The organism is Streptomyces lincolnensis (assembly GCF_021173675.1).
Classification (GTDB): Bacteria; Actinomycetota; Actinomycetes; order Streptomycetales; family Streptomycetaceae; genus Streptomyces; species Streptomyces lincolnensis_B.
In genome coordinates this window covers 33,339-52,650 of the sequence record NZ_JAIHON010000028.1, presented here as the reverse complement: position 1 = coordinate 52,650, position 19,312 = coordinate 33,339, and the positions used below count along the sequence as shown (strand labels likewise).

20 protein-coding genes are annotated in these 19,312 nt (G+C 69.8%); 11 read left to right on the top strand and 9 right to left on the bottom strand.

Annotated features, from left to right (window positions below; all coding sequences use genetic code 11):
* Nucleotides 1–15 precede the first annotated feature (15 nt).
* Both K4B79_RS46335 and K4B79_RS46330 read left to right on the top strand, forming a co-directional pair.
* Nucleotides 16–1,143, top strand: a complete 1,128-nt coding sequence (locus K4B79_RS46335; RefSeq protein WP_232033498.1) for an FAD-dependent oxidoreductase — start codon at nt 16–18, stop codon at nt 1,141–1,143.
* Nucleotides 1,144–1,244: 101 nt separating this feature from the next.
* A complete protein-coding gene (locus K4B79_RS46330; RefSeq protein ID WP_232033510.1) occupies nt 1,245–1,790 on the top strand; it encodes an AAA family ATPase in 546 nt (181 codons plus the stop codon).
* Between the two features lie 69 nt (nt 1,791–1,859).
* Here the strand turns inward: K4B79_RS46330 and K4B79_RS46325 are convergent, their stop codons facing one another.
* Both K4B79_RS46325 and K4B79_RS46320 read right to left on the bottom strand, forming a co-directional pair.
* Nucleotides 1,860–2,345: a hypothetical protein gene (locus K4B79_RS46325; RefSeq protein ID WP_232033497.1), complete on the bottom strand. Its 486-nt coding sequence runs from the start codon at nt 2,343–2,345 to the stop codon at nt 1,860–1,862.
* A 305-nt stretch (nt 2,346–2,650) separates the two neighbouring features.
* Nucleotides 2,651–3,058 (bottom strand): VOC family protein, encoded by a 408-nt coding sequence (locus K4B79_RS46320; RefSeq protein WP_232033496.1) that lies wholly within the window; start codon nt 3,056–3,058, stop codon nt 2,651–2,653.
* Nucleotides 3,059–3,246: 188 nt separating this feature from the next.
* Between K4B79_RS46320 and K4B79_RS48470 the strand changes: the two genes are divergently transcribed.
* The 7 genes from K4B79_RS48470 (at nt 3,247) to K4B79_RS46285 (ending at nt 10,384) form a co-directional block, all read left to right on the top strand.
* Complete coding sequence (locus K4B79_RS48470) at nt 3,247–4,293, top strand: ArsR/SmtB family transcription factor (RefSeq protein ID WP_232033495.1); 1,047 nt, start codon at nt 3,247–3,249, stop codon at nt 4,291–4,293.
* Between the two features lie 97 nt (nt 4,294–4,390).
* A complete protein-coding gene (locus K4B79_RS46310) occupies nt 4,391–5,302 on the top strand; it encodes a LysR family transcriptional regulator (protein WP_232033494.1) in 912 nt (303 codons plus the stop codon).
* 153 nt (nt 5,303–5,455) lie between these two features.
* Nucleotides 5,456–6,622 (top strand): CaiB/BaiF CoA transferase family protein, encoded by a 1,167-nt coding sequence (locus tag K4B79_RS46305; RefSeq protein WP_232033493.1) that lies wholly within the window; start codon nt 5,456–5,458, stop codon nt 6,620–6,622.
* 43 nt (nt 6,623–6,665) lie between these two features.
* On the top strand, nt 6,666–7,442 hold the full coding sequence (locus K4B79_RS46300; RefSeq protein WP_232033492.1) for a crotonase/enoyl-CoA hydratase family protein: 777 nt from the start codon (nt 6,666–6,668) through the stop codon (nt 7,440–7,442).
* 5 nt (nt 7,443–7,447) lie between these two features.
* The gene (locus K4B79_RS46295; RefSeq protein ID WP_232033491.1) at nt 7,448–8,194 is read left to right on the top strand and encodes an acetoacetate decarboxylase; all 747 of its coding nucleotides are present in this window, start codon (nt 7,448–7,450) and stop codon (nt 8,192–8,194) included.
* Nucleotides 8,191–9,177 (top strand): 3-hydroxyacyl-CoA dehydrogenase NAD-binding domain-containing protein, encoded by a 987-nt coding sequence (locus tag K4B79_RS46290; protein ID WP_232033490.1) that lies wholly within the window; start codon nt 8,191–8,193, stop codon nt 9,175–9,177. Before K4B79_RS46295 ends, K4B79_RS46290 begins: the two co-directional genes overlap by 4 nt.
* Before the next feature lies 1 nt (nt 9,178).
* Nucleotides 9,179–10,384 (top strand): acyl-CoA dehydrogenase family protein, encoded by a 1,206-nt coding sequence (locus K4B79_RS46285; RefSeq protein WP_232033489.1) that lies wholly within the window; start codon nt 9,179–9,181, stop codon nt 10,382–10,384.
* Nucleotides 10,385–10,466: 82 nt separating this feature from the next.
* On the opposite strand, the gene K4B79_RS46280 is transcribed toward K4B79_RS46285, so the two are convergent.
* Nucleotides 10,467–11,777, bottom strand: coding sequence for a glycoside hydrolase family 30 beta sandwich domain-containing protein (locus tag K4B79_RS46280; RefSeq protein ID WP_269464784.1), 1,311 nt, complete (start codon nt 11,775–11,777; stop codon nt 10,467–10,469).
* A 302-nt stretch (nt 11,778–12,079) separates the two neighbouring features.
* On the opposite strand from K4B79_RS46280, the gene K4B79_RS46275 reads away from it, so the two are divergent.
* The gene (locus tag K4B79_RS46275) at nt 12,080–12,907 is read left to right on the top strand and encodes an SCO6745 family protein (protein WP_232033488.1); all 828 of its coding nucleotides are present in this window, start codon (nt 12,080–12,082) and stop codon (nt 12,905–12,907) included.
* Nucleotides 12,908–12,961: 54 nt separating this feature from the next.
* On the opposite strand, the gene K4B79_RS46270 is transcribed toward K4B79_RS46275, so the two are convergent.
* From K4B79_RS46270 to K4B79_RS46250, 5 genes are all read right to left on the bottom strand, one after another.
* Nucleotides 12,962–14,569, bottom strand: a complete 1,608-nt coding sequence (locus K4B79_RS46270; RefSeq protein ID WP_232033487.1) for a polyamine aminopropyltransferase — start codon at nt 14,567–14,569, stop codon at nt 12,962–12,964.
* Nucleotides 14,570–14,581: 12 nt separating this feature from the next.
* A complete protein-coding gene (locus K4B79_RS46265; protein WP_232033486.1) occupies nt 14,582–15,019 on the bottom strand; it encodes a DUF350 domain-containing protein in 438 nt (145 codons plus the stop codon).
* A gap of 98 nt (nt 15,020–15,117) precedes the next feature.
* Entirely contained in the window at nt 15,118–15,522 is a 405-nt protein-coding gene (locus K4B79_RS46260) for a DUF4247 domain-containing protein (RefSeq protein ID WP_232033485.1), read from the bottom strand.
* Nucleotides 15,519–16,025, bottom strand: coding sequence for a DUF2617 family protein (locus K4B79_RS46255; RefSeq protein ID WP_232033484.1), 507 nt, complete (start codon nt 16,023–16,025; stop codon nt 15,519–15,521). Before K4B79_RS46255 ends, K4B79_RS46260 begins: the two co-directional genes overlap by 4 nt.
* A 181-nt stretch (nt 16,026–16,206) precedes the next feature.
* Nucleotides 16,207–16,683, bottom strand: a complete 477-nt coding sequence (locus K4B79_RS46250) for a peptidoglycan-binding domain-containing protein (RefSeq protein ID WP_232033483.1) — start codon at nt 16,681–16,683, stop codon at nt 16,207–16,209.
* A 341-nt stretch (nt 16,684–17,024) separates the two neighbouring features.
* Between K4B79_RS46250 and K4B79_RS46245 the strand changes: the two genes are divergently transcribed.
* Complete coding sequence (locus K4B79_RS46245) at nt 17,025–17,993, top strand: AraC-like ligand-binding domain-containing protein (RefSeq protein WP_232033482.1); 969 nt, start codon at nt 17,025–17,027, stop codon at nt 17,991–17,993.
* Between the two features lie 478 nt (nt 17,994–18,471).
* Here K4B79_RS46245 and K4B79_RS46240 read toward each other — a convergent pair whose 3' ends face one another.
* Nucleotides 18,472–19,302 carry a class I SAM-dependent methyltransferase gene (locus K4B79_RS46240; protein WP_232033481.1) on the bottom strand — a complete coding sequence of 277 codons (831 nt, stop codon included), beginning with the start codon at nt 19,300–19,302 and terminating at the stop codon, nt 18,472–18,474.
* Nucleotides 19,303–19,312: the final 10 nt, after the last annotated feature.

The following is a 19,312-nucleotide window of genomic DNA, read 5'->3' as shown; positions in this document are numbered from 1 at the left end:
CCCGAAGGAGCCACGATGCGCACTCCCGTCACGATCATCGGAGCCGGACTCGGCGGCCTCACCCTGGCCCGCGTCCTGCACCTGCACGGCATACCGGCCACGGTCTACGAGGCGGAGTCCTCCCCGACGGCCCGCGCGCAGGGCGGGCTGCTCGACATCCACGACTACAACGGCCAGCTCGCCCTCAAGGCAGCCGGTCTGATGGACGAGTTCCACGCCATCGTCCTGGAGGGCCGCCAGGCGATGCGGGTCCTCGACCGGGACGGCACCGTCCTGTTGGACAAGCCGGACGACGGCACTGGCGGCCGCCCCGAGGTGCAGCGCGCCGACCTGCGGCAGATCCTGCTCGACTCGCTCCCGGCCGGCACCGTCCGCTGGGGGCGCAAGGCCGGCGGCACGCGGGCCCTCGGCGGGGGCCGCCACGAGGTGACGTTCGCCGACGGCACCACCGTCGTCACCAGCCTGCTGGTCGGCGCGGACGGCGCCTGGTCACGGGTCCGGCCGCTGCTCTCCACCGCCACACCCGAGTACGCCGGCACGTCGTCCGTGGAGACCTACCTGTTCGACGCCGACACCCGGCACCCGGCCGCCGCGAAGGCGGTCGGCGGTGGGATGCTGATCGCTCCCTCGCCGGGTGCGGACCTCTTCGCCCACCGCGAGAAGGATGCGACCCTGCACGCCTACGTGGGACTGTCCAGGCCGCTCGGCTGGTTCGCCGCCATCGACTTCACCGACGCCGCCGCGGCCACCGCGCGGCTCGCGGCGGAGTTCGAGGGCTGGGCACCGGAACTCACCGCGCTGATCACCGACGCCGACACCGCGCCGGTCCTGCGTTCCCACTACCAACTGCCCACCGGGCACCGGTGGGACCGGGCGCCCGGGGTGACCCTGCTCGGCGACGCCGCCCACCTCGCGGCCCCGAACGGCGAAGGCGCCAACCTCGCCATGCTCGACGGCGCCGACCTCGGGGCTGCCCTCGCCGCCCACCCCGACGACATCGAGGCCGCGCTCACCGAGTACGAGCAGGTCATGTTCCCCCGCAGCGCCGAGGTCGCCACGTTCGAGGGCGCGGAGATGCAAGGCATGGACTCCGACGGCAACACGGCCCAGGCCCTGATCAAAATGATCACCGAGCAGGGGTGACGGGTCCCAAGACCGCCGACGACTTACGACTGAGTGAGACGTGCACGTCGGGGTCCGCCGCAGCGGCAGGTCCCGACATACGTGTGGCACGCGCCGATAGGGTGGCCGCCGTGACGGTGGGATCGGAGAGCACCCGGCTGATCGTGCTGCGCGGCAACTCGGCCTCGGGGAAGTCGAGCGTCGCGGCCGGCCTGCGCGAGCGTTTCGGCAGAGGCCTGGCTCTGGTCGGCCAGGACAACCTCCGCCGGATCGTGCTGCGCGAGCGGGACCGGCCCGGCGCGGCGAACATCGGCCTCATCGACCTGACCGCCCGCTACGCGCTGGACGCGGGCTTCCACGTCGTGGTCGAGGGCATGCTGTACGCCGACCACTACGGCGACATGCTGACCCGACTGGCCGCCGACCACCGTGGCCCGACCCACGGGTACTACCTGCACGTGCCCTTCGACGAGACCCTGGCCCGCCACGCCACCAAACCTCAGGCCGACGAATACGGTGCGACGGAGCTGCGTGCCTGGTACCGGAACCTCGACCTCCTGCCCGGCGTCCTGGAGACCGTCATCGACGCGTCCAGCACCCTCACCGAGACGATCGACCGCATCATGCTCGACACCGGCCTGACCAACCTCCCGGCACACGGCCACTGAACGGCCGGCCTCCGCAGTCCAGGGTGCTCATGTGGAACTGCCCGGTGAAGGTGACGGTCTGGGCGTGGTCTACCACCAGGCGGAGCACTTGGCCGGCGGGTCCGTGACCAGTGAGCCGCAGACCCGGAACTGGTACGCGGGGTCGGTGCTGGTCCGCCGGAAGGGCGTGGTCAGGCTCTGCCCCGCGGACCGGACGGTGAAGGGACCGCACTGGAGCCAGGGGGACATGGAGTCGGCGTTGTCCCAGCCGTTTGCCCGCCAGTCCATCCAGACCTTGTCGCCGGGCCGGGTCTGACCGCTGATCTTGCCGAAGCCGATCTGCATGGTGCCGTAGACGCCCTTCTCGAGCGTGAAGTGGACGTTGCCGACCCAGAACTCCCGCGGCTTCTTGTAATCGCCCGAGGCGTTGTCCGGGTGGTCGCGGAAGCCGCGCTTGCCTCCCACGCAGTCGGAGGCCGCGGCCGTGGCGGGCTGCGGAGGCTGGGCGAGGACGATACCGGTGGCGACCGTGCACAGTGCCGCGACCGTGGCGAGGGTGGAACGGAACAGGCGCATGAGAGTCGTCTCTTCCTGTCTGTGGAAGGAACCCCGTGATGAGGCCGGGGCTTGGAGGACAACTCGAACTATGGAAAGGACGGGGAGCCGGCGGTACCTGAGAATTGTCAGGACCGTCGTCTTGATGACGCGCGCATGGATCTTGCCAACGCTGATGCTGCGCTGCGGTTCAGTCTTCGCGGCCCGCAGGCGTGAACTCGCTTCTGATCTCCCGGCTGGAGGCGACGGCGGTCGCGGTGGGGGAGGCCCGGCGACCGCGTCGGGTTAGGCGCGGTCGCCGGGCTTCGATCAGCGCCGCAAGCGGCTCATCCCTGTGCTGCTGTCGGGTCCATCCACATGACCTCCCAGGTGTGTCCGTCGAGGTCGTCGAAGGCACGGCCGTACATGAAGCCGTGGTCCTGAGGCTCGCCGGTGGGGGAGCCTCCCGCGGCTATCGCCTTGTCGACCAGGTCGTCGACGCCCTGGCGGCTGGGGGCGCTCAGGGCGAGGAGCACCTCGCTCGACGTTCTCGAATCGACGATCTGCTTCTTCGTGAACTCGGCGTATTTCTTGTGGGTGTGCAGCATGACGTTGATGGTGTCGCTGAGAGGAATGGCGGCCGTCGTGTCGTCGCTGAACTGGTCGTCGGCGCGGAATCCCAGCGCGCCGAAGAACTTCTTCGATGCGTCGAGGTCATGAACGGCGAGGTTCACAAAGATCATCTGCTGGTGCACGAGGTGGTGCCTTTCCTTCGGATGCAACGGTGAACAGGTGAATAACCGGGCAGGCGTGTCACACGCACCGCCTACGGCCCCTGGAGCCTAGGAACCGGGACGCGGTCGCAGGCGTTGATTCGAGCAGGCTCGAATCGTGGCCTGTCAGGGGCCCGCGCGACGAAGTGATGCTCAGGAGGGGCGAATCCGTGATCGACGTGCACATGCCGGCCGGGCGACTGGCCGGACTGCGCTGGGCCATCTCGCCCGTGGGGGAGTTGGCCGCGGCCCTGGTCGGCGTCTCGGAGGCACCCAATGCATCGCGCAGGCACCGCCACGTCCGGGCACTGCTGTCCTCCGGCCGACTGCCGACCCTCGCGGCCGTCACCCGCGGATACACCACCTACCTGCCGGAACTCCTGACTCCGGCACCTCGTGCCTTCCTGCCGACGGTCGAGGACCAGTTGCACGCCGTCGCCACGACACCAACCGGCACGGTGGGCACCCAGTTCACCGCCTTCCTCACCGGAGGACAGGCACGCAGCAGCCGCTGCCCATGGCTGCGGGACGGAGAGCTCGCCCCCGCTGACGAACAGGTGCGGTCCCGTATCGAGGTCGGTGAGAGCGACCTGAGGGAGCGGCTCGCGAGCGAACTGCACTGGCTCTGGTCGAAGGCGATGGCACCGCACTGGCCGCAGATCACCGCGGGCTTCGAGGGATTCGTGGAACGGCACGGCGCGGTCGCGGCCCGTGAAGGGCTCGGCAACGCCCTGGCGGCCCTGCACTCCTCCCTGCGCTGGCAGGAAGGTGCCCTGAAAGTCGCCTCCGGCTTCGACGGGGAGGTGGGCGGGGAGCACCCGGTCACCCTCATCCCCACCCTCTTCCTGGACCGCGTCGGCCTGCACGCACCTCTTCGCCCCGGCGAAGCCCAACTCGCCATCCCGATCGCCGCCTCGGGCGACGCCGTTGCCCAGATCGCCCCGGTCCTCGGCGCGACCCGGCTGGCGATCCTGCACAGCCTGGCCGAGCCGCGCACCACCGCGGCGCTGGCCGCGCTGCACCACCTCGCACCGGCGACGGTCTCCTTCCACCTCTCCCGCCTCCTGGCCGCCGACCTGGTCCAACGCCAACGCGCCGGACGGCACGTGCACTACCGTCACACCGCTCGGGCCCGCGCCATCCTGCGCCCTGTCTCCGCCCCCGCCTCCGTCCCTGCGCCCACCCCACCCTCCGATCCGCCGCGCCCGCGAGCGTGATGACGGCGGCCCGGACGGACAACGGCAGGCGGGCATACTCGGACGCTCCGTCGAGGCCCTTGATCACGCCCTTCGCGTGGCCCTCTACGGTGGCACCGTGGAACTCCTGCATCTGCGTTACTTCGTCGCTGTCGCCCAGGAACTGAACTTCTCCACCGCGGCCCGCAAGCTGCACATGGCGGCCTCCCCGTTGAGCAGACGGATCAAGGACCTCGAAAAGGAACTCGGGCACCGCCTCTTCGACCGCGACACCCACCATGTGGCCCTCACACAGGCCGGCACCGCACTGCTGCCGATCGCGCGAGGCGTACTGGAACAGGTCGACTCCATCCGGTGGCGGCTGGACGAGACGGCCCGGCCGCAGCGGACCACCCTGCTGGTCGGTGTGCCCAGCGGCATCCATCCGGATCTGCGGGAGCGGATGGACGCCCTGGCCGAGCGGGTCGGAGAGCGGTTCGAGATCAAGCGCTGGCCGGGCGGCAACGACCGTCTCGTCGATGCCGTCTGCGACGGCAGGCTCGCGCTGACCCTGGCCCGTCTCCCGGCAGGTGGCGACCCCGCGCTGGAACTGCTGCCGGTGATGTCCGAACGGCTCGGCGCGGTCGTTCCCCGGGACCGGTTCGCCGGGCGCGAGTCCGTCGCCCTGACGGAACTGGCCGAGCTCTCCTACGTGGTCTCCCCCCTGGGAGTGACCACCGCGTACTTCCGTGGGCTCGAACAACAGCTGAACGAACTCGGTATCAAAAAGCGCATCGAAATCAGCAGTACCACATTCGATGGAATCTCCGAGATAGTGTCCAGCGGGCTGGCTTTCTCCATTTCCATGCTGGATCACAAGAGTCCGGTCAATAATTTCCATCTCGACAATGTCACCCTCCTTCCGTTCTCCGATTTCAATCCCCAGATGGAGACCGGACTGCTCTGGCGCAAGGATCGCGGTGAGGGCGGTGACCTGCAAGAACTCGTGACAGCAGTCCGCGAGGTGTTCGCCGAACCGCTCCGTTCATAAACGCAGGAAATCCCCTTCGAAAAGCGGTATGACCGCTGCGGTCATACCGCTTTTCGCCATTCGGTCATTTCCTCGGCTTCGCCTCACGCGCTTTCCGCTGTAACTTGGTTGCCAGATGCACGGAAGTCGTGAAGCGAGAAGTGAGGAAAAACCATGACGGACCTCGAAGACACCGTCACCGGCCCCCTGGCGGGCATCCGCGTGATCGACCTGTCGACCGTGGTGATGGGCCCCTACGCCGCCCAGATCCTCGGAGACCTCGGCGCCGACGTGATCAAGATCGAATCGCCCTCCGACACGGTCCGCGCCGGCCAGTACCGCACCACCCCGGGCATGACCCCGCTGAACCTCAACGTCAACCGCAACAAGCGCAGCGTCTCCCTCAACCTCAAGGACGACACGGACCGCGAGCGGGCGCTCCGGCTGATCGACACCGCGGACGTGCTGATCACCAACATGCGGCCCGGCGCCCTGCACCGCCTCGGTCTGTCCTACGACGACATCGCCACCCGCAGCCCCGGCCTCGTCTACGCGCACGCCCAGGGCTTCCGCAGCGACTCGGACCGGGCCGGCGACGCCGCCTACGACGAGAGCGTGCAAGCGGCGTCCGGCCTGGTCGACATCGCCGACCGGGCACTGGGCGAGCCCGTCTACCTGCCGACGATCATCGCCGACAAGGTCTCCTCCCTGACCATCGCCTACAGCGTCCTCGCCGCCCTGCTGCACCGCGACAGGACCGGCCGGGGACAGCTCGTCGAGATCCCGATGACGGACACGATGATCGCGTTCAACATGGTCGAACACCTGGCGGGCCACACCTACGTGCCCGAGATGGGCCCCACCGGCTTCCACCTGTCGATGCTCAAGGGGCACAAGGCGGTGCGCACCAAGGACGGTCTGGCCTGCGTCATCCCCTACAACCCGCGGAACTACCGGGACTTCTTCACCGCCGCCGGACGCCCGGACCTCGCCGAGGACCCGCGTGTGGCCGGGGAGACCATCGACGGCGTCGACCACGAGGACCTGGCCGAGCTGGTCGCCGCGTGCGCCCCGGAGCTCACCACCGAGGAGTGGGCGGAGGTGTGCGCCAAGCACAGCATCCCGATGGCCCCGGTACTGGAGCTGGACCGCGCCCACGAAGACCCGTACGTCCAGGACGGCCACCTGCTGGACAGCGTCGAGCACCCCACCGAAGGGACGGTCCGCACCATCGGCATCCCGGTGCGCTTCTCCGCCACCCCCGGCTCGATCCGCTGTCTGGCCCCGGTCGCGGGCCAGGACACCGAGGACATCCTCGCCGAACTCTCAGCCACCCGCTGACCAGCCAGGCCCCCCATCCGCTGACCGGCACAGGAGACCCCCCATGAGCACCCCTGTCACCCCCGTCGTCCGCACCGAACGCATCGGCTCCACCCTCCTCATCACCCTCGACCGCCCCGAGTCCCGCAACGCCGTCAACGCGGCCGTCGCCACCGAACTGACCGCCGCTCTCGACGAGTTGGAGGCCGACCCCACCGCGCGGGCCGGCGTCCTGACCGGCGAGGGCGGTACGTTCAGCGCCGGCATGGACCTCAAGGCCGCCCTGCGCGGCGAGTCGCCCGAGATCGAGGGCCGCGGTTTCGGCGGCCTGACCGAGGCCGAGCCCACCAAGCCCCTGATCGCCGCCGTGGAGGGCTTCGCCATGGGCGGGGGCTTCGAACTCGCCCTGGCCTGCGACCTGATCGTCGCCGCCGAGGACGCCCGGTTCGGCCTGCCCGAGGTCAGGCGCGGCCTGATCGCCGCGGGCGGCGGCGTGATCCGGCTGCCCAAGCGCATCCCGCACCACCTGGCCATGGAACTGCTCCTGACGGGCGAGCCCGTCGACGGCCGCCGCGCCGGCGAACTAGGCCTGGCCAACCGGGTCGTCGCCAAGGGGCAGGCCGTCGCCGAGGCCCTCCGGTTCGCCGAACGGCTCGCGGACAACGCCCCCCTCGCACTGGCCGCCGTCAAGCGGGTCGTCCGCGCCGCCGACGGCACCCCCGACGCCGAGGCCTTCGCCTTCCAGCGCGGCGCCATGAAGACCCTGATGGCCTCGGACGACGTACGCGAGGGCATGACCGCCTTCGCCGAGCGCCGCCCGCCGCGCTGGACGGGACGGTGAGCGGCATGCGTGCCGAGGACGTGCGACAGCACCTGACCACTCCGCTCACCAGCCCGGCGTTCGCGCCGACGGCCCCCCGGTTCACCGACCGCGAGTACCTCAACGTCGTCTACCGCACCGACCCCGACGCGCTGCGGGCCGTCGTCCCCGAACCGCTGCGGATCGACGAGCCGCTGGTCCGGTTCGAGGTCATGAAGATGGGCGACGTCAGCGGCTACGGCCCCTACACCGAGGCCGGCCAGGCGATCCCCGTCCGCTTCGACGGCGAGCACGGCGAATACCTGCACGCCATGTACCTCGACAACTTCCCGGCGACCGCCTCCGGCCGCGAGGTCGCCGCCTACCCGAAGGTCATCGGCTCCCCGTCGCTGTACGTGGACTCCGGCGCGCTCGTCGGCACCCTCGATCACGGCTCACTACGGGTCGCCACCGCCACCATGGGCTACAAGCACCACGAGCTGGACCGGCGCGAGGCCGAGGCGCAGATCTCCGTGCCCACGTTCATGCTGAAGACCGTCCCCGGCTACGACGGGCTGCCGCGCGTGCAGGAACTCGTCCGCACCCGCATCACCGACCTCACCGTCAAGGAGGCCTGGACCGGCCCCGCCCGGCTCCAGCTGTTCGCGCACGTCCTCGCCCCGCTGGCGGACCTGCCGGTCCTGGAGGTCGTCTCCGCCACCCACATCCTCACCGACCTGACGCTGAACGGCGTCGAGCCGGTCCACGACTACCTGAAGGGAGTCGCGTCATGACCCCCGCCCCCGCCTTCCGCGCCCCCGCCTTCCGGACGGCCGCCGTCATCGGCGCCGGAACCATCGGACTGTCCTGGACGGCCCTGTTCGCCGCGCACGGCCTGACCGTACGGGTGAGCGACCCGCGCGAGGACCTCGCCGAGGCGGTCTCCGACGCCCTGGAGCAGTACGCCCCGCACTTGGCCGCCCGCGGCCTGGACGTGAGCGGCCTCGCAGACCTGGTGCACCCGGCGGCCGACCTGACCGAGGCGGTCCGGGACGCGGACGTCGTCCAGGAGAACGGCCCCGAACGCGTCGAGTTCAAGAGGGACCTGTTCGCCACCCTCGCCCGCGAGGCCCCCGCACACGCGCTGCTGCTCAGCTCCTCGTCCGCGATCCCCGCCACGGCCTTCACGGGTGACCTGTCCGACGAGGATGCCGCCCGCGTCCTGATCGGCCACCCCTTCAACCCCCCGCACCTGCTGCCCCTGGTCGAGGTCGTCCCCGGCGAACGCACCGGCGAGGACGCTGTACAGGCCGCGCTGGACTTCTACACCTCGGTGGGCCGCACCCCGGTCGTCGAACGCAAGGAGATCCCCGGGTTCGTCGGCAACCGCCTGCAGAACGCGCTCAGCCGCGAGGCCGTCCACCTCGTCGAGGAGGGCGTGGTCACCCCCGAGGACCTCGACCGGGTCGTGACCAACTCGCTGGGCCCGCGCTGGGCCACGGTCGGCCCGTTCCTCGGCTCCCATCTGGGCGGGGGCCCCGGCGGCTACCGGCACCTGGTCGCACACATCGGCGCCTCGATGCAGGCCCTGGAAGACGGCCCCGGCCGCCCCGCACAGACCCCCGCCCAACAGGAACGGCTCATCGAAGCCGTGGAGAAGGCTTACGGCTCCTCCACGTACTCGGAACTCACCGAGACGCGCGACCGCAAGCAACTGGCCGTTCTGGACGCGCTGGACCGCGCGACCGGCACGGACCACGCAAAGGAGGAGAACTGAGATGACCACCCCGACGATCGGCCCCCTCGCCGACGAACTGACCGCCGACTTCTACCACTACGAGTCGCTGCTCCCGGACGAGGAGCGCAAGATCCTCCTCAAGGCCCGCGCCCTCATGCGCGACCAGGTCAAGCCGCTGGTGAGCGACAACTGGGCCAAGGGCGAGTTCCCCCGGGAGCTCATCGGCCTGTTCCGCGACAGCGGCCTGGCCGGCCTGCCCTACGAGGGCTACGGCGAGCACAAGCCCGCCGTGAGCAACCTCCTGTCCGGCATGCTCGCCCTGGAGATGGCCCGCACCGACGCCTCGGTGTCGACCTTCTTCGGCGTCCACAACGGCCTGGCGATGTACTCCGTCCACTCCGGCGGGGGCCAGGAACAGCGCGACCGCTGGCTGCCGGCGATGGCCGCGATGGACAAGATCGGCGCCTTCGCGATGACCGAGCCCCTCGGCGGCTCCGACGTCGCCGGCGGCATGCGCACCACCGCCCGCCGCGAGGGCGACGGCTGGATCCTGAACGGCGCGAAGAAGTGGATCGGCAACGCCACCTTCGCCGACTACGTCGTCGTATGGGCGCGGGACGTCGACGACAACCACGTCAAGGGATTCGTCGTCGAGAAGGGCACCCCGGGATTCGCGCCGGAGAAGATCCAGAACAAGGTCGCCTTCCGCATCGTCGAGAACGCCGAGATCACCCTGACCGACGTCCGGGTCCCGGAGGCCAACCGTCTCCAGCGCATCAACTCCTTCCGCGACGTCGCCGAGATCCTGCGCGCGACCCGCGCCGGGGTGGCCTGGCAGGCGCTCGGCGTCATGGTCGGGGCCTACGAACTGGCCCTGGACTACGCCCGTGAGCGTGAGCAGTTCGGCCGCCCCATCGGTGGCTTCCAGCTCGTGCAGGACCTCCTGGTCAAGAGCCTCGGCAATGTCACCGCCTCCTGGGCCATGCTCGTACAGCTCGCCCGGCTCCAGGACGCCGGGATCTTCCGCGACGAACACTCCTCCCTGGCCAAGGCGTTCGTGACCTCGCGGATGCGGGAGGTCGTGGCCTGGAGCCGGGAGATCTTCGGCGGCAACGGCATCCTCCTGGACCACGACATCTTCCGGTTCTTCGCCGACGCCGAGGCGATCTACTCCTTCGAGGGCACCCGCGAGATGAACACCCTGATCGTGGGCAAGTCGATCACCGGACAGAGCGCGTTCGTGTGAGGAACGGCGCCGATCCACTGTCGGCGGACCGTACCGGTCGACGCCCCGGGGCATGAGCCCCGGGGCGTCGCGTACGTCCGGTTCAGCGGATCACGAACGTCATCGCGCTGCGCGCCGGCAGCGTGACGGTGAAGGAGCCGTTCGACACGCCGGTCGTACCCTGGGACGCGACGTTCCGGCTCGCGTCGGTCAGCCACGAAGCGACGCTGGATCCGGCGCCGTTCGCCAGGGTGAACTGCTGACTGACCGCCGCGGCCGCCTTGTTGACGGCGACCACGACGGTGGAGCCACCGCCGCGATACGCCGAGACGTAGACGTTCGTCGCCGGATTCGCCGTCGCCCCGATCCGGACGTATCCCGGTCGCACGAACCTGGCGAAGTGCGCCATGGCGGCACCGCGCTTGCTGATCCGGCCGTCCTCGCGCATGGGGCCGTAGCCGCGCCGGATGTACCACCAGATGTAGGCCTGGAACTCGGCGTCCACCATGGCCCGGTGCATGTGCTCGCCCACATCGAGCGCCTGCGGCCAGAGATCCGCCGAGTCCGAGCTGTTGGGGTAGTAGACCTCCGTCATCCAGAGCTCCTTGCCCGCGCCCTTCTGCTTGAAGAGGGGATAAGGGAAGTTCGCGAACGACGTGCCGTAGAGGTGGGCCCCGATGATGTCCACGTTGGCGAGGGCGACCGGGTCGTTGAGGATCGGGTCCGACATGTTCTTCAGGTACTGGAAGGACTCCGGCGCGATGACCCTCGTGCCGATCGAGCCGGCGTTCTCCCGCAGGAACCGCAGCATTTCGGCGGGGGTCCACCAGGTCCAGTCGTGCGCGTAGTCGGGTTCGTTCTGCACCGAAATGCCGTACAGGTTCACGCCGTTGTTCCGCAGGTGCGTGGTGAAGTCGTTCAGGTGCTGGGCGTAGGCTCCGTACATGTCGTACCTGAGACGCCGCGCGTCGGTCTGGCTGCCGCGGACGAAGGTCTCGACCATGGAGGCGGGCGGATTCCACGGTGACGCGATGACGGCCACCCCGAGGTCGGCCGCGCGCTTCGCCGTCGCCAGATCGCGGCTCCAGGCGGCCCGGTCCTCGGGCACGGGGATCCTGAGGAGGGAGAACCCCAACTGACCGTCGCCGGTGCCGAAGGCCATGTCCCGCTGGGCCGCCGTGAGATCGCCGATCCAGGCCGTGTGGGTCATGCCGCCGAAGCCGCGGATGGTCTGCCGCGTGGCCGACGGGTCGATGACCGCCGTGGCCGCGACCGTCACGGCCGCACTGTCGGAGGCTCTCGCCACCGACGCCGTGGAGGTGAGGATGGGCAGGGCCCCCATCGTCGCCAGGACCGCCCTCCGGCTCGGCGCTCTCCCGCTCCCGCTCTCGGGCTCGTTCCGACGTTGTGTCATGACTCCTCCTCCTGGCTGCCGTTCTTCTTCCGCACCCGCCTTTGGGAGCGCTCCCATGAGCGGGTGCGGCCACATGCGTGCTGGTTCGACGGGAGGTTGCCGCTGTGCGCTGTGCCGCCCCGGTCGCCGCTCAGCGGCTCGGCAGGACACCAACGATGTTCGAGATCGTGAACAGTGTCCAAGTGGCAGACCTGACGAAAGCTAACGACGCCACTCACCACGGTCAAGCCCTTGGACCACTTTCGACGCGTCCGACTCCTCCGTCGCGCCCTGGCGGGGTGAGCGCGGGCATGATGTGCGCCATGACTGACACCGCGCGCCGCATGCACGAGCTCCTGGAACCGATCTGCCTGGTCACGTACTTCGCCGACGAGTGCAACGAGGAGCTGGCCGCGCTGGGCCACCGCACCTACTGGGACGGCTACTTCGCCAGCCGCGCCGCGCCACTCGGGCGGGTGCCGGCGCACGTCGTGCACGCGGCCTTCTACAGCTTCGCCGACGGGGAGGCAGCACGGCACATCCCGAGCGCCTGGGAGACGATCCCGCCCGAAGCGTCCGTCGCCGCGCGGGAGCGGGGCAGCGCGGCCTCCTTACGGCGGATCCTCGGCGAGGAACTGGCCGGTTCCCCGGGTCTGGTGCGCGCCGCCGAACTGACCACCAGAGCCGCGACGAGCGCGCCCATGGAAGGCCGGGTGATGTACGCCGGGATGCGCACCCTTCCGCTGCCGAGCGACCCGGTCGCCCGGCTGTGGCATTCCGCGACCATGTTGCGCGAGTACCGCGGTGACGGGCATGTCGCGGCTCTCGTCGGGGCGCGCATCGGCGGCACCGAGGCCCACGTGCTGTCCGCGTTGGACATGGGCATCCACCCGCCGGAGTCGTTCGGGCGCATCCATCACCTGCCGAAGAAGCGGCTGGCCGCAGTGATGAACGGCTTGCGCGAGCGCGGACTGGTCGACACCGAGGGCCGGCTCACCGACGCCGGCCGCGAGACCAAGCAACACATCGAAGCGCTCACCGACGAACTCGCCGCCCCACCGTACGACGCCCTGTCTCCCGCCGAACTCGACGCGCTGATCGCCGATCTCGAACCGATCAGCGCGACGCTGGCGGCCGTCGGATCGCAGTGACCCGCAACGAAGGACGGGACGAGGAGTCCGCCGTCCGGCATGTCGGCCGGGCGGTCAGTAGTTCTCCCACTCGTCCAGGACGTAGTCCAGCACGGCCGGGTCCATCAGTGTGCTCGGCCGTACCTCCTGGGGGCGGCGGTCCACAGGGAACACCGAAGCGGCCTTCAGGACCGCCTGGTCCAGGTAGCGCAGGCGCGGGGCGTTCGGGGCCAGGCGCAGGGGCGGGGATGTCGTGCGGCCGGGGGAGGCGAGAACGAAACCCCAGTTGCCGAAGCTCGGTACGTCCACCTGGAACTGGGAGGTCGAATAGCCGGCCGTCTCGATCGTCTTCGCGATCGACCAGTACGTCTTCGGCGCGAAGAACGGCGACCCGCTCTGCACCATCACCCTGCTCTGCGGCGTGAGGACCTGACCGAGCAGGTGGTAGAACTCCACCGAGTACAGCTTGGCCAGCGCCGCCGTGTCCGGATCGGGGAAGTCGATGACGACCGCGTCGTAGCGCTGGCGGACACCGCCGCGCAGCCAGTTGAAGGCGTCGGCGTTGACCACCGTGACCCTCGGGTCGTCCAATGCCTTGTCGTTGAGGTCGCGCAGGGGCGGGAAGTCGCGGGCGAGCCGGGTCATCGCCGGGTCCAGTTCCACGAGGGTGACGTGCTGTACGTCGTCGTAGCGCAGCACCTCGCGCAGGGCGAGCCCGTCGCCACCGCCCATGATCAGCACGTTGGCGCGGGAGCCGGCGAGCGCGGGGTGGACCAGGGACTCGTGGTAGCGGTACTCGTCGACGGAGCTGAACTGCAGGTCGCCGTTGAGGAAGAGCCGGATGTCCGGTGCGCCGGTGAAGGCGGTGGAGCGGGTGACGACGATCTCCTGGTACGGCGTCGTCTCGGCGTGGACGATCGGGTCCCGGTACATCTGCTGGCGCGCGGTCATCTCCAGGTCGTCCGCGAGCACATACGTCGTACCGAGCACGGCCAGGACGGCGGCGACCCCGGCCAGCAGGGCGTTGCGCACCCAGCGCCGGATCTGCCGGCGGAAGATGAACACCACCACGATGACGCCGGCGACCGCGTTGACCACGCCGACCACCAGCGTGCCCTTCAGCTGGCCGAACGTCGGCAGGAGCCACAGCGGGAAGCCCAGGCCGCCGACCAGGGCTCCGATGTAGTCGACGGCGAACATGTCGGCGACCGCGCTGCCCGCCTCCTGCCGTCGGATGCGCTGGAGCAGGGTCATCAGCAACGGGATCTCGGCCCCGATCAGCAGGCCGACGGCCACCGCGACCACGATCATCGCCGGGGTGTACAGCTGGAGCCAGGCGAACGCCGCGTACAGCACCAGCACCGACAGCCCGCCGACCAGCGCCAGCACGCCCTCGACGAGCGCGAACGCGCCCACCGCGCGGCGGCGCAGCGGCTTGGCGGCGAGGGAGCCGAGCCCCATGGCGCACACCATCACGGAGATCACCACGGACGTCTGGAGCACCGAGTTGCCGATGAGGTAGCTGCCCAGTGCGGTCAGCGCCAGCTCGTAGACGAGACCGCAGGCCGCGCAGAGGAAGACCGCGAACAGCAGCAGGAAGCGGGCCCCCCGGGTGTGGCGGACGGCCGGGGGGCGGGAGGGTGTCGCGGTGGTGTCGCGGCCTTGCACGGTGGTGGCGCTCATGCTGGGGCGTCGTTACGAGATCGCCGCGCCGACCATGAACCCGGTGCCCAGGTACATGCCGGCCTGGACCCAGGCGGCGGGGTGCGGACGGCTGTCCTCGTCGGCGAGGACGACCGCGCCCATCTGGCCCGGCGTGAACACGCCGATCACGATGCCGACGACGGTCATCACCAGCACGCCGGCCAGGCCGTACAGCAGCGTGCTGACCAGGCCGTAGCCGAGGCCCTGCTCGGACTCGCTCGCCTCGATGGCCTTCATGATGACCAGGCCCACGGCGACGGACTGGCTGCCCAGCAGGACGGCCGCGCCGCGGTTCCGGTCGGTCCACACCACGTGGTACAGCTTGCCGGGCGTGACGAGGTCGAGCGCGATGAAGCCGACGGCCATCACGACCAGGCCCACGATTCCGTAGAGCAGGGCCTGGCCGGTCGACTCGAAGATCTCGGTCACTGCGTTGCCTTTCCTGGGGGCGGGGTCGGGGTGCGATCAGGTGCTGTGCGGGAGGAGCGTGGGGACGGGTCGGGTGCTGACCCGTCCGGCCCGCGGCGCTACTTGCCTTCGCCGGGGCCGCCGCCGCGGAAGCTCGCGCTGTCCGGGTTCGGCCAGTAGGTCAGGTGCCGCTGGTGGCGGTGGTAGCCGTTGCGGTAGTCCTCGATCTCGATCAGGCTGCCGCCCCGGTGCGGTGAGACGGTGACCATGTCGTCGCCGTAGCGCAGGAACTCCGCGCTGCCGCCGGAGGCACGGTCCAGGGCCGCGCGTTTGCTGTGGATCGCTTTGGCGACCTCGCGCGGGCTGCTGTTCGCGTCGAGCCAGTCCGCTCCGGTCGGGGTGTAGGTCTTCCTGATCCAGTCGCGCGGGACCGCGTCGCTGCCGCCGTCGTCGGAGCAGGCGGTGAGCAGGGTCGCGGCCAACACGGCCGCCCCCGCCGCGCGGAGGAGTCGGGCGCTGTTCATCGGGCCTCCAGCCGACTGTGCGTCGATACGATATGGCCGTTTTGCGGATACGTGTGCCAGGTGCGCCAGACGAGCCCGGCGCCCTCTCGTCCGTCGAACGTCTCGACGACCACCGCGGTGACCGCCTCCGGTGAACCGGGGAAGACCCCGCACAGGCTGTGCGCGGCGCCGGCGGCCTGGCCGAGAACCTGCGCCACCTCGGCGCTGAACTCCTCGGGAGGCAGTCGGCGGGTGGTGGCGCCGAAGCGGTAGACCCAGCCCGGGAGATGACGGGTGCAGCTCTTCGGCAGCCCCCTCACCGCGCCTTGCAGACAGGCCACGGTCTCCCGCACGGGACCGGCGAACACCTGATGCGAGGCCCCGAGCAGCCGCAGCCGCACGTCCAGCCCGCCGAGCGGTACTGCACGTTCTGCCAGCGCCGGACGCTCCGTCAGGTCCAGCGAGAAGCAGAGTTGATCCGCATCCGTGTCCAGATAGGGGGCGTCCAGAGAGACGGCGTTCACACGGCCCCCCGGTCGTTTCTTGCCACGATCGGCGCCCGAGTATGGCATAGGTGTTCATGGGGCTGAGGGGTGGGGTGGGACTGAAGAGCGTCCTGCCCCGCGGGGGCCGGCGATGAGACACCCGAAGAAAAGCCCCGGCCCGCCCCCTCTCCGTGGAGGGGACGGGCCGGGGCGCGTTCGCTCAGGCGCAGAAGTTCCGGCCGTTGAAGTCCCAGAACGTGTCCTTGGTCGCCGGTCCGGCCTGCCCGTCGACGACGAGGTTGTAGTTGTCGCCGGTGTACTGGTCGATCCAGTTCAGGAAGCGCTGCAGCCCCTTGATCGTGTTGGGTCCGACGATTCCGTCGATGGAATCGTCGTAGTAGCCGAGGTCCCGGAACAGTCTCTGCGCCGCCTTCCAGCTGTTCGTGCCCAGCTGTCCGTCGATCGTGCCGGGGTCGTACTTGGCGTCCACGTTGCGCAGGTAGCACTGCCAGTGCTTGGCCCGGGTGGTGGTCAGCCCCAGGTTCACCACCGCGAGCGGCGCGACGTCGGCGCTCGCCGCCTGCTGCTGCTGCGCGGAGGCGGGAGCCGCTATGGCCGTGCCCGCGGTGGCCAGGCCGCCGGCGGCGATCCCGACCGCTGCGGTGACACTGACGAGTGCCTTCGTGAGAGCTCGCATGCTGTTCCCCTCCGTTGACGTGCGATTGAACGGAACCGATCGCACCGGCCGGTGCCGCGGCGAGACTGCGGCTCCGACCTCGCTCATGGACCCTAGGGGCGTCGTGAGCTTCGGACTTTGTCATCCGTGCACGGGACTTTGTCAGTTGTGCACCACGTCAAGGTGACCCCGCGTCGGGCGAGGGTCCTGTGTGTGCCGTGCCCGTCGAATCCGTTGCGCGGCGAGAGAGAATCCGACCAGACTGATGTCGGGAACCGTCCGTGTCGAGGGGGACTTGTGGGGGAACGGGCCGAGGTACTTCCAGGTGGGCTCCGCGACCGTTGCAGACGAAGGTCTGCGTTATGAGCCCGGTCCTGGACACCGCGTTCATACGGCCGCGGGACCGGGAGGAGGTGGTCCGCAACGCGGTGTGGACATCCATGGTGGCGGTCGATATCGACCACCGTCCGGCGGCTGAGGACATCTCCGTCCGCATCGGGCTCGGCGCCGCCGGGCCGATCAGGATCTGCTCGGCGCGGGCGACCGCGGTCACCCTCCGCCGCACGGAGCGGCTGGCCCGCAAGGACGAGGAGCCGGCCGTCACCCTCGGTGTGCAGATGACGGGCAGCAGTGTGGTGGTGCAGAACGGTCGTGAGTGCCTGCTGAGGCCGGGGGAGTTCGCCGTCTACGAATCGATCGCTCCCTACACACACCTCTTCGACGAGGGAGTCGACTACCGCTTCATCCGTTTCCCCCGCGCGGCACTCGCGCTCCCCGACCGGCTGCTCCGCGACATCACCGCGGTCCCGCTGGGATCCGACAACCCCGTCGCGCGCCTCGCCTTCACGTACTTCTCCCAACTGGCCGTCACCGACGCGCTGCACCAGGGCGTGCACGCCGACGCCGTCGTGGAACCCAGCATCGAGCTGCTCCGCGCCGTCCTGACGACCCAGCACGGCAACACCCGCCTGGCCCGAGCACCGTTGGAAGCCACCCTCAGCCTGCGGATCACTCAGTACCTCCGGGCGCACCTGGCCGATCCCGATCTCTCGGCGGCACGGATCGCCGCCGCCCACGACATCTCCGTACGGCATCTCTACGCGGTGCTGTCCCGCTCCGGCATCAGCCTCGGCGAGTGGATCCGCACCCATCGCCTGGCCGAATGCAGACGAGAGCTGGCCGGCCCGCACGGCCGACTGCGGACCATCGCGGCGACCGGACGAAAGTGGGGCTTCGTGGACGCCACCCACTTCAGCAAGCTGTTCAAGCAGGCATACGGAATCTCCCCTCGGGCTTGGCGCGACCAGAACCACCCCCGCTCCTCCGCATGACGGGTCCCGCGCGGCGGTGGGCGGTCAGGCGTCAGGGTCGACTTCGGGGTGCGTGAACCGCACGGGCTTGCCCAGCGACCGGGCGTAGGTGATTTCGGCCCGGGTGCTGTCTCCGATGTAGTCGCCCACCAAAGCGCCTGAGTTCGCGATTTCTGAGGCGCCGGCCTCACGAACTTGGCCCCTGCCATCCGGGATCCTCGGCTGTGTGCGGCTCGGTTCCGACGGATTCGAGGTCGAAGGGGTCGGGGTGGTGTAGGTTGAGCCGCTCCGTTAGCAGTGGGTCCTGCTGAAACTCCGGATTCCATGTTGCGTTAGCAGTGGGCCGATCGGCTGATCTTTAGCAATCGTGTGGCCCGCAGGGACGGACCGTTGGGCTGAGGTCCGGTCCAACAAGCCGGAGAACTTTCCCCGCTCCCCGGCGGGTGTCGCCGAGCTCATCAGTCTCCTCACGCTCGGCGACACCCGGCGTTTGCAGTGGTCAGGCCGTATGGGAGCGGGTCGCGGTGATCACGACGGATGTGTAGGGCATGGTGGCGTGGCCGCCGAGCTTGTCGATCGCGGTCCCGGCGCTGTCCAGGACCTCGGCCATTTTGTCTGAGGGGAGTTGGGTGAGGCCGCCGAAGGTGGGGAGCTGGTCGAGCCACTCTTCTCGGGAGTAGGTGCGCTCCCAGGCGAAGCGCCATTGTTCGGGCTCGCTGAAGTTGCCGGTCTGGCGGATGCCGTCGGCGATTTTCGTGAACAGTGGTTGGTAGGCGTCCACGGCCGAGCCTCTCAGCAGGCCGGGGTTGAACGGGGAATCGGGGGCGACCCGATGGAGTGCTTCGGCGAGGGCGTCGATCACCTCGGCCGGGAGTTGGGGGACGTGGTGGAAGGGAGCGAGTCGGCCGCCTGGCCGGAGCACCTGGGCCGCCTTTGCCGCGCCGGCGAGGGGGTCCACCCAGTGCCAGGCGGTGCCGGCGATGACCGCGTCGAACTGTCGTCCGGCCGGCTGCCAGTCCTCGAACCGGGCGACCTCGACTTCGACACGGCTGCGTCGCGCGAAGGCGGCCATCCGCTGGTCGGGCTCGACACCGAGCACCGTGCAGCCGGCCGCCTGGAACTGCCGGGCCTCGATGCCGGTCCCGGCTCCGACGTCGAGGACGTGCCGGCCGGGGCTTGCCACGACGATCCTGTCCACCAGGGCCTGGGGATACGGCGGTCGGGCGCGGTCGTAGCGTTCGGCGTCCACGCCGAACGACTCGGCTGTCTGCCGGTGGCGGTGGGGCTCGGGGCCGGACGTGTCCGGCTGTCCCTGCGATAAAGTGGGCATGCGCCCACAC

Excerpts from the sequence above, each read along its gene's own strand:
- K4B79_RS46335 (WP_232033498.1), top strand. The coding sequence starts at position 16 with ATGCGCACTCCCGTCACGATCATCGGAGCCGGACTCGGCGGCCTCACC.
- K4B79_RS46325 (WP_232033497.1), bottom strand. The coding sequence starts at position 2,345 with ATGCGCCTGTTCCGTTCCACCCTCGCCACGGTCGCGGCACTGTGCACG.
- K4B79_RS46305 (WP_232033493.1), top strand. The coding sequence starts at position 5,456 with ATGACGGACCTCGAAGACACCGTCACCGGCCCCCTGGCGGGCATCCGC.
- K4B79_RS46300 (WP_232033492.1), top strand. The coding sequence starts at position 6,666 with ATGAGCACCCCTGTCACCCCCGTCGTCCGCACCGAACGCATCGGCTCC.
- K4B79_RS46295 (WP_232033491.1), top strand. The coding sequence starts at position 7,448 with ATGCGTGCCGAGGACGTGCGACAGCACCTGACCACTCCGCTCACCAGC.
- K4B79_RS46290 (WP_232033490.1), top strand. The coding sequence starts at position 8,191 with ATGACCCCCGCCCCCGCCTTCCGCGCCCCCGCCTTCCGGACGGCCGCC.
- K4B79_RS46285 (WP_232033489.1), top strand. The coding sequence starts at position 9,179 with ATGACCACCCCGACGATCGGCCCCCTCGCCGACGAACTGACCGCCGAC.
- K4B79_RS46280 (WP_269464784.1), bottom strand. The coding sequence starts at position 11,777 with ATGACACAACGTCGGAACGAGCCCGAGAGCGGGAGCGGGAGAGCGCCG.
- K4B79_RS46275 (WP_232033488.1), top strand. The coding sequence starts at position 12,080 with ATGACTGACACCGCGCGCCGCATGCACGAGCTCCTGGAACCGATCTGC.
- K4B79_RS46270 (WP_232033487.1), bottom strand. The coding sequence starts at position 14,569 with ATGAGCGCCACCACCGTGCAAGGCCGCGACACCACCGCGACACCCTCC.
- K4B79_RS46260 (WP_232033485.1), bottom strand. The coding sequence starts at position 15,522 with ATGAACAGCGCCCGACTCCTCCGCGCGGCGGGGGCGGCCGTGTTGGCC.
- K4B79_RS46250 (WP_232033483.1), bottom strand. The coding sequence starts at position 16,683 with ATGCGAGCTCTCACGAAGGCACTCGTCAGTGTCACCGCAGCGGTCGGG.
- K4B79_RS46245 (WP_232033482.1), top strand. The coding sequence starts at position 17,025 with ATGAGCCCGGTCCTGGACACCGCGTTCATACGGCCGCGGGACCGGGAG.
- K4B79_RS46240 (WP_232033481.1), bottom strand. The coding sequence starts at position 19,302 with ATGCCCACTTTATCGCAGGGACAGCCGGACACGTCCGGCCCCGAGCCC.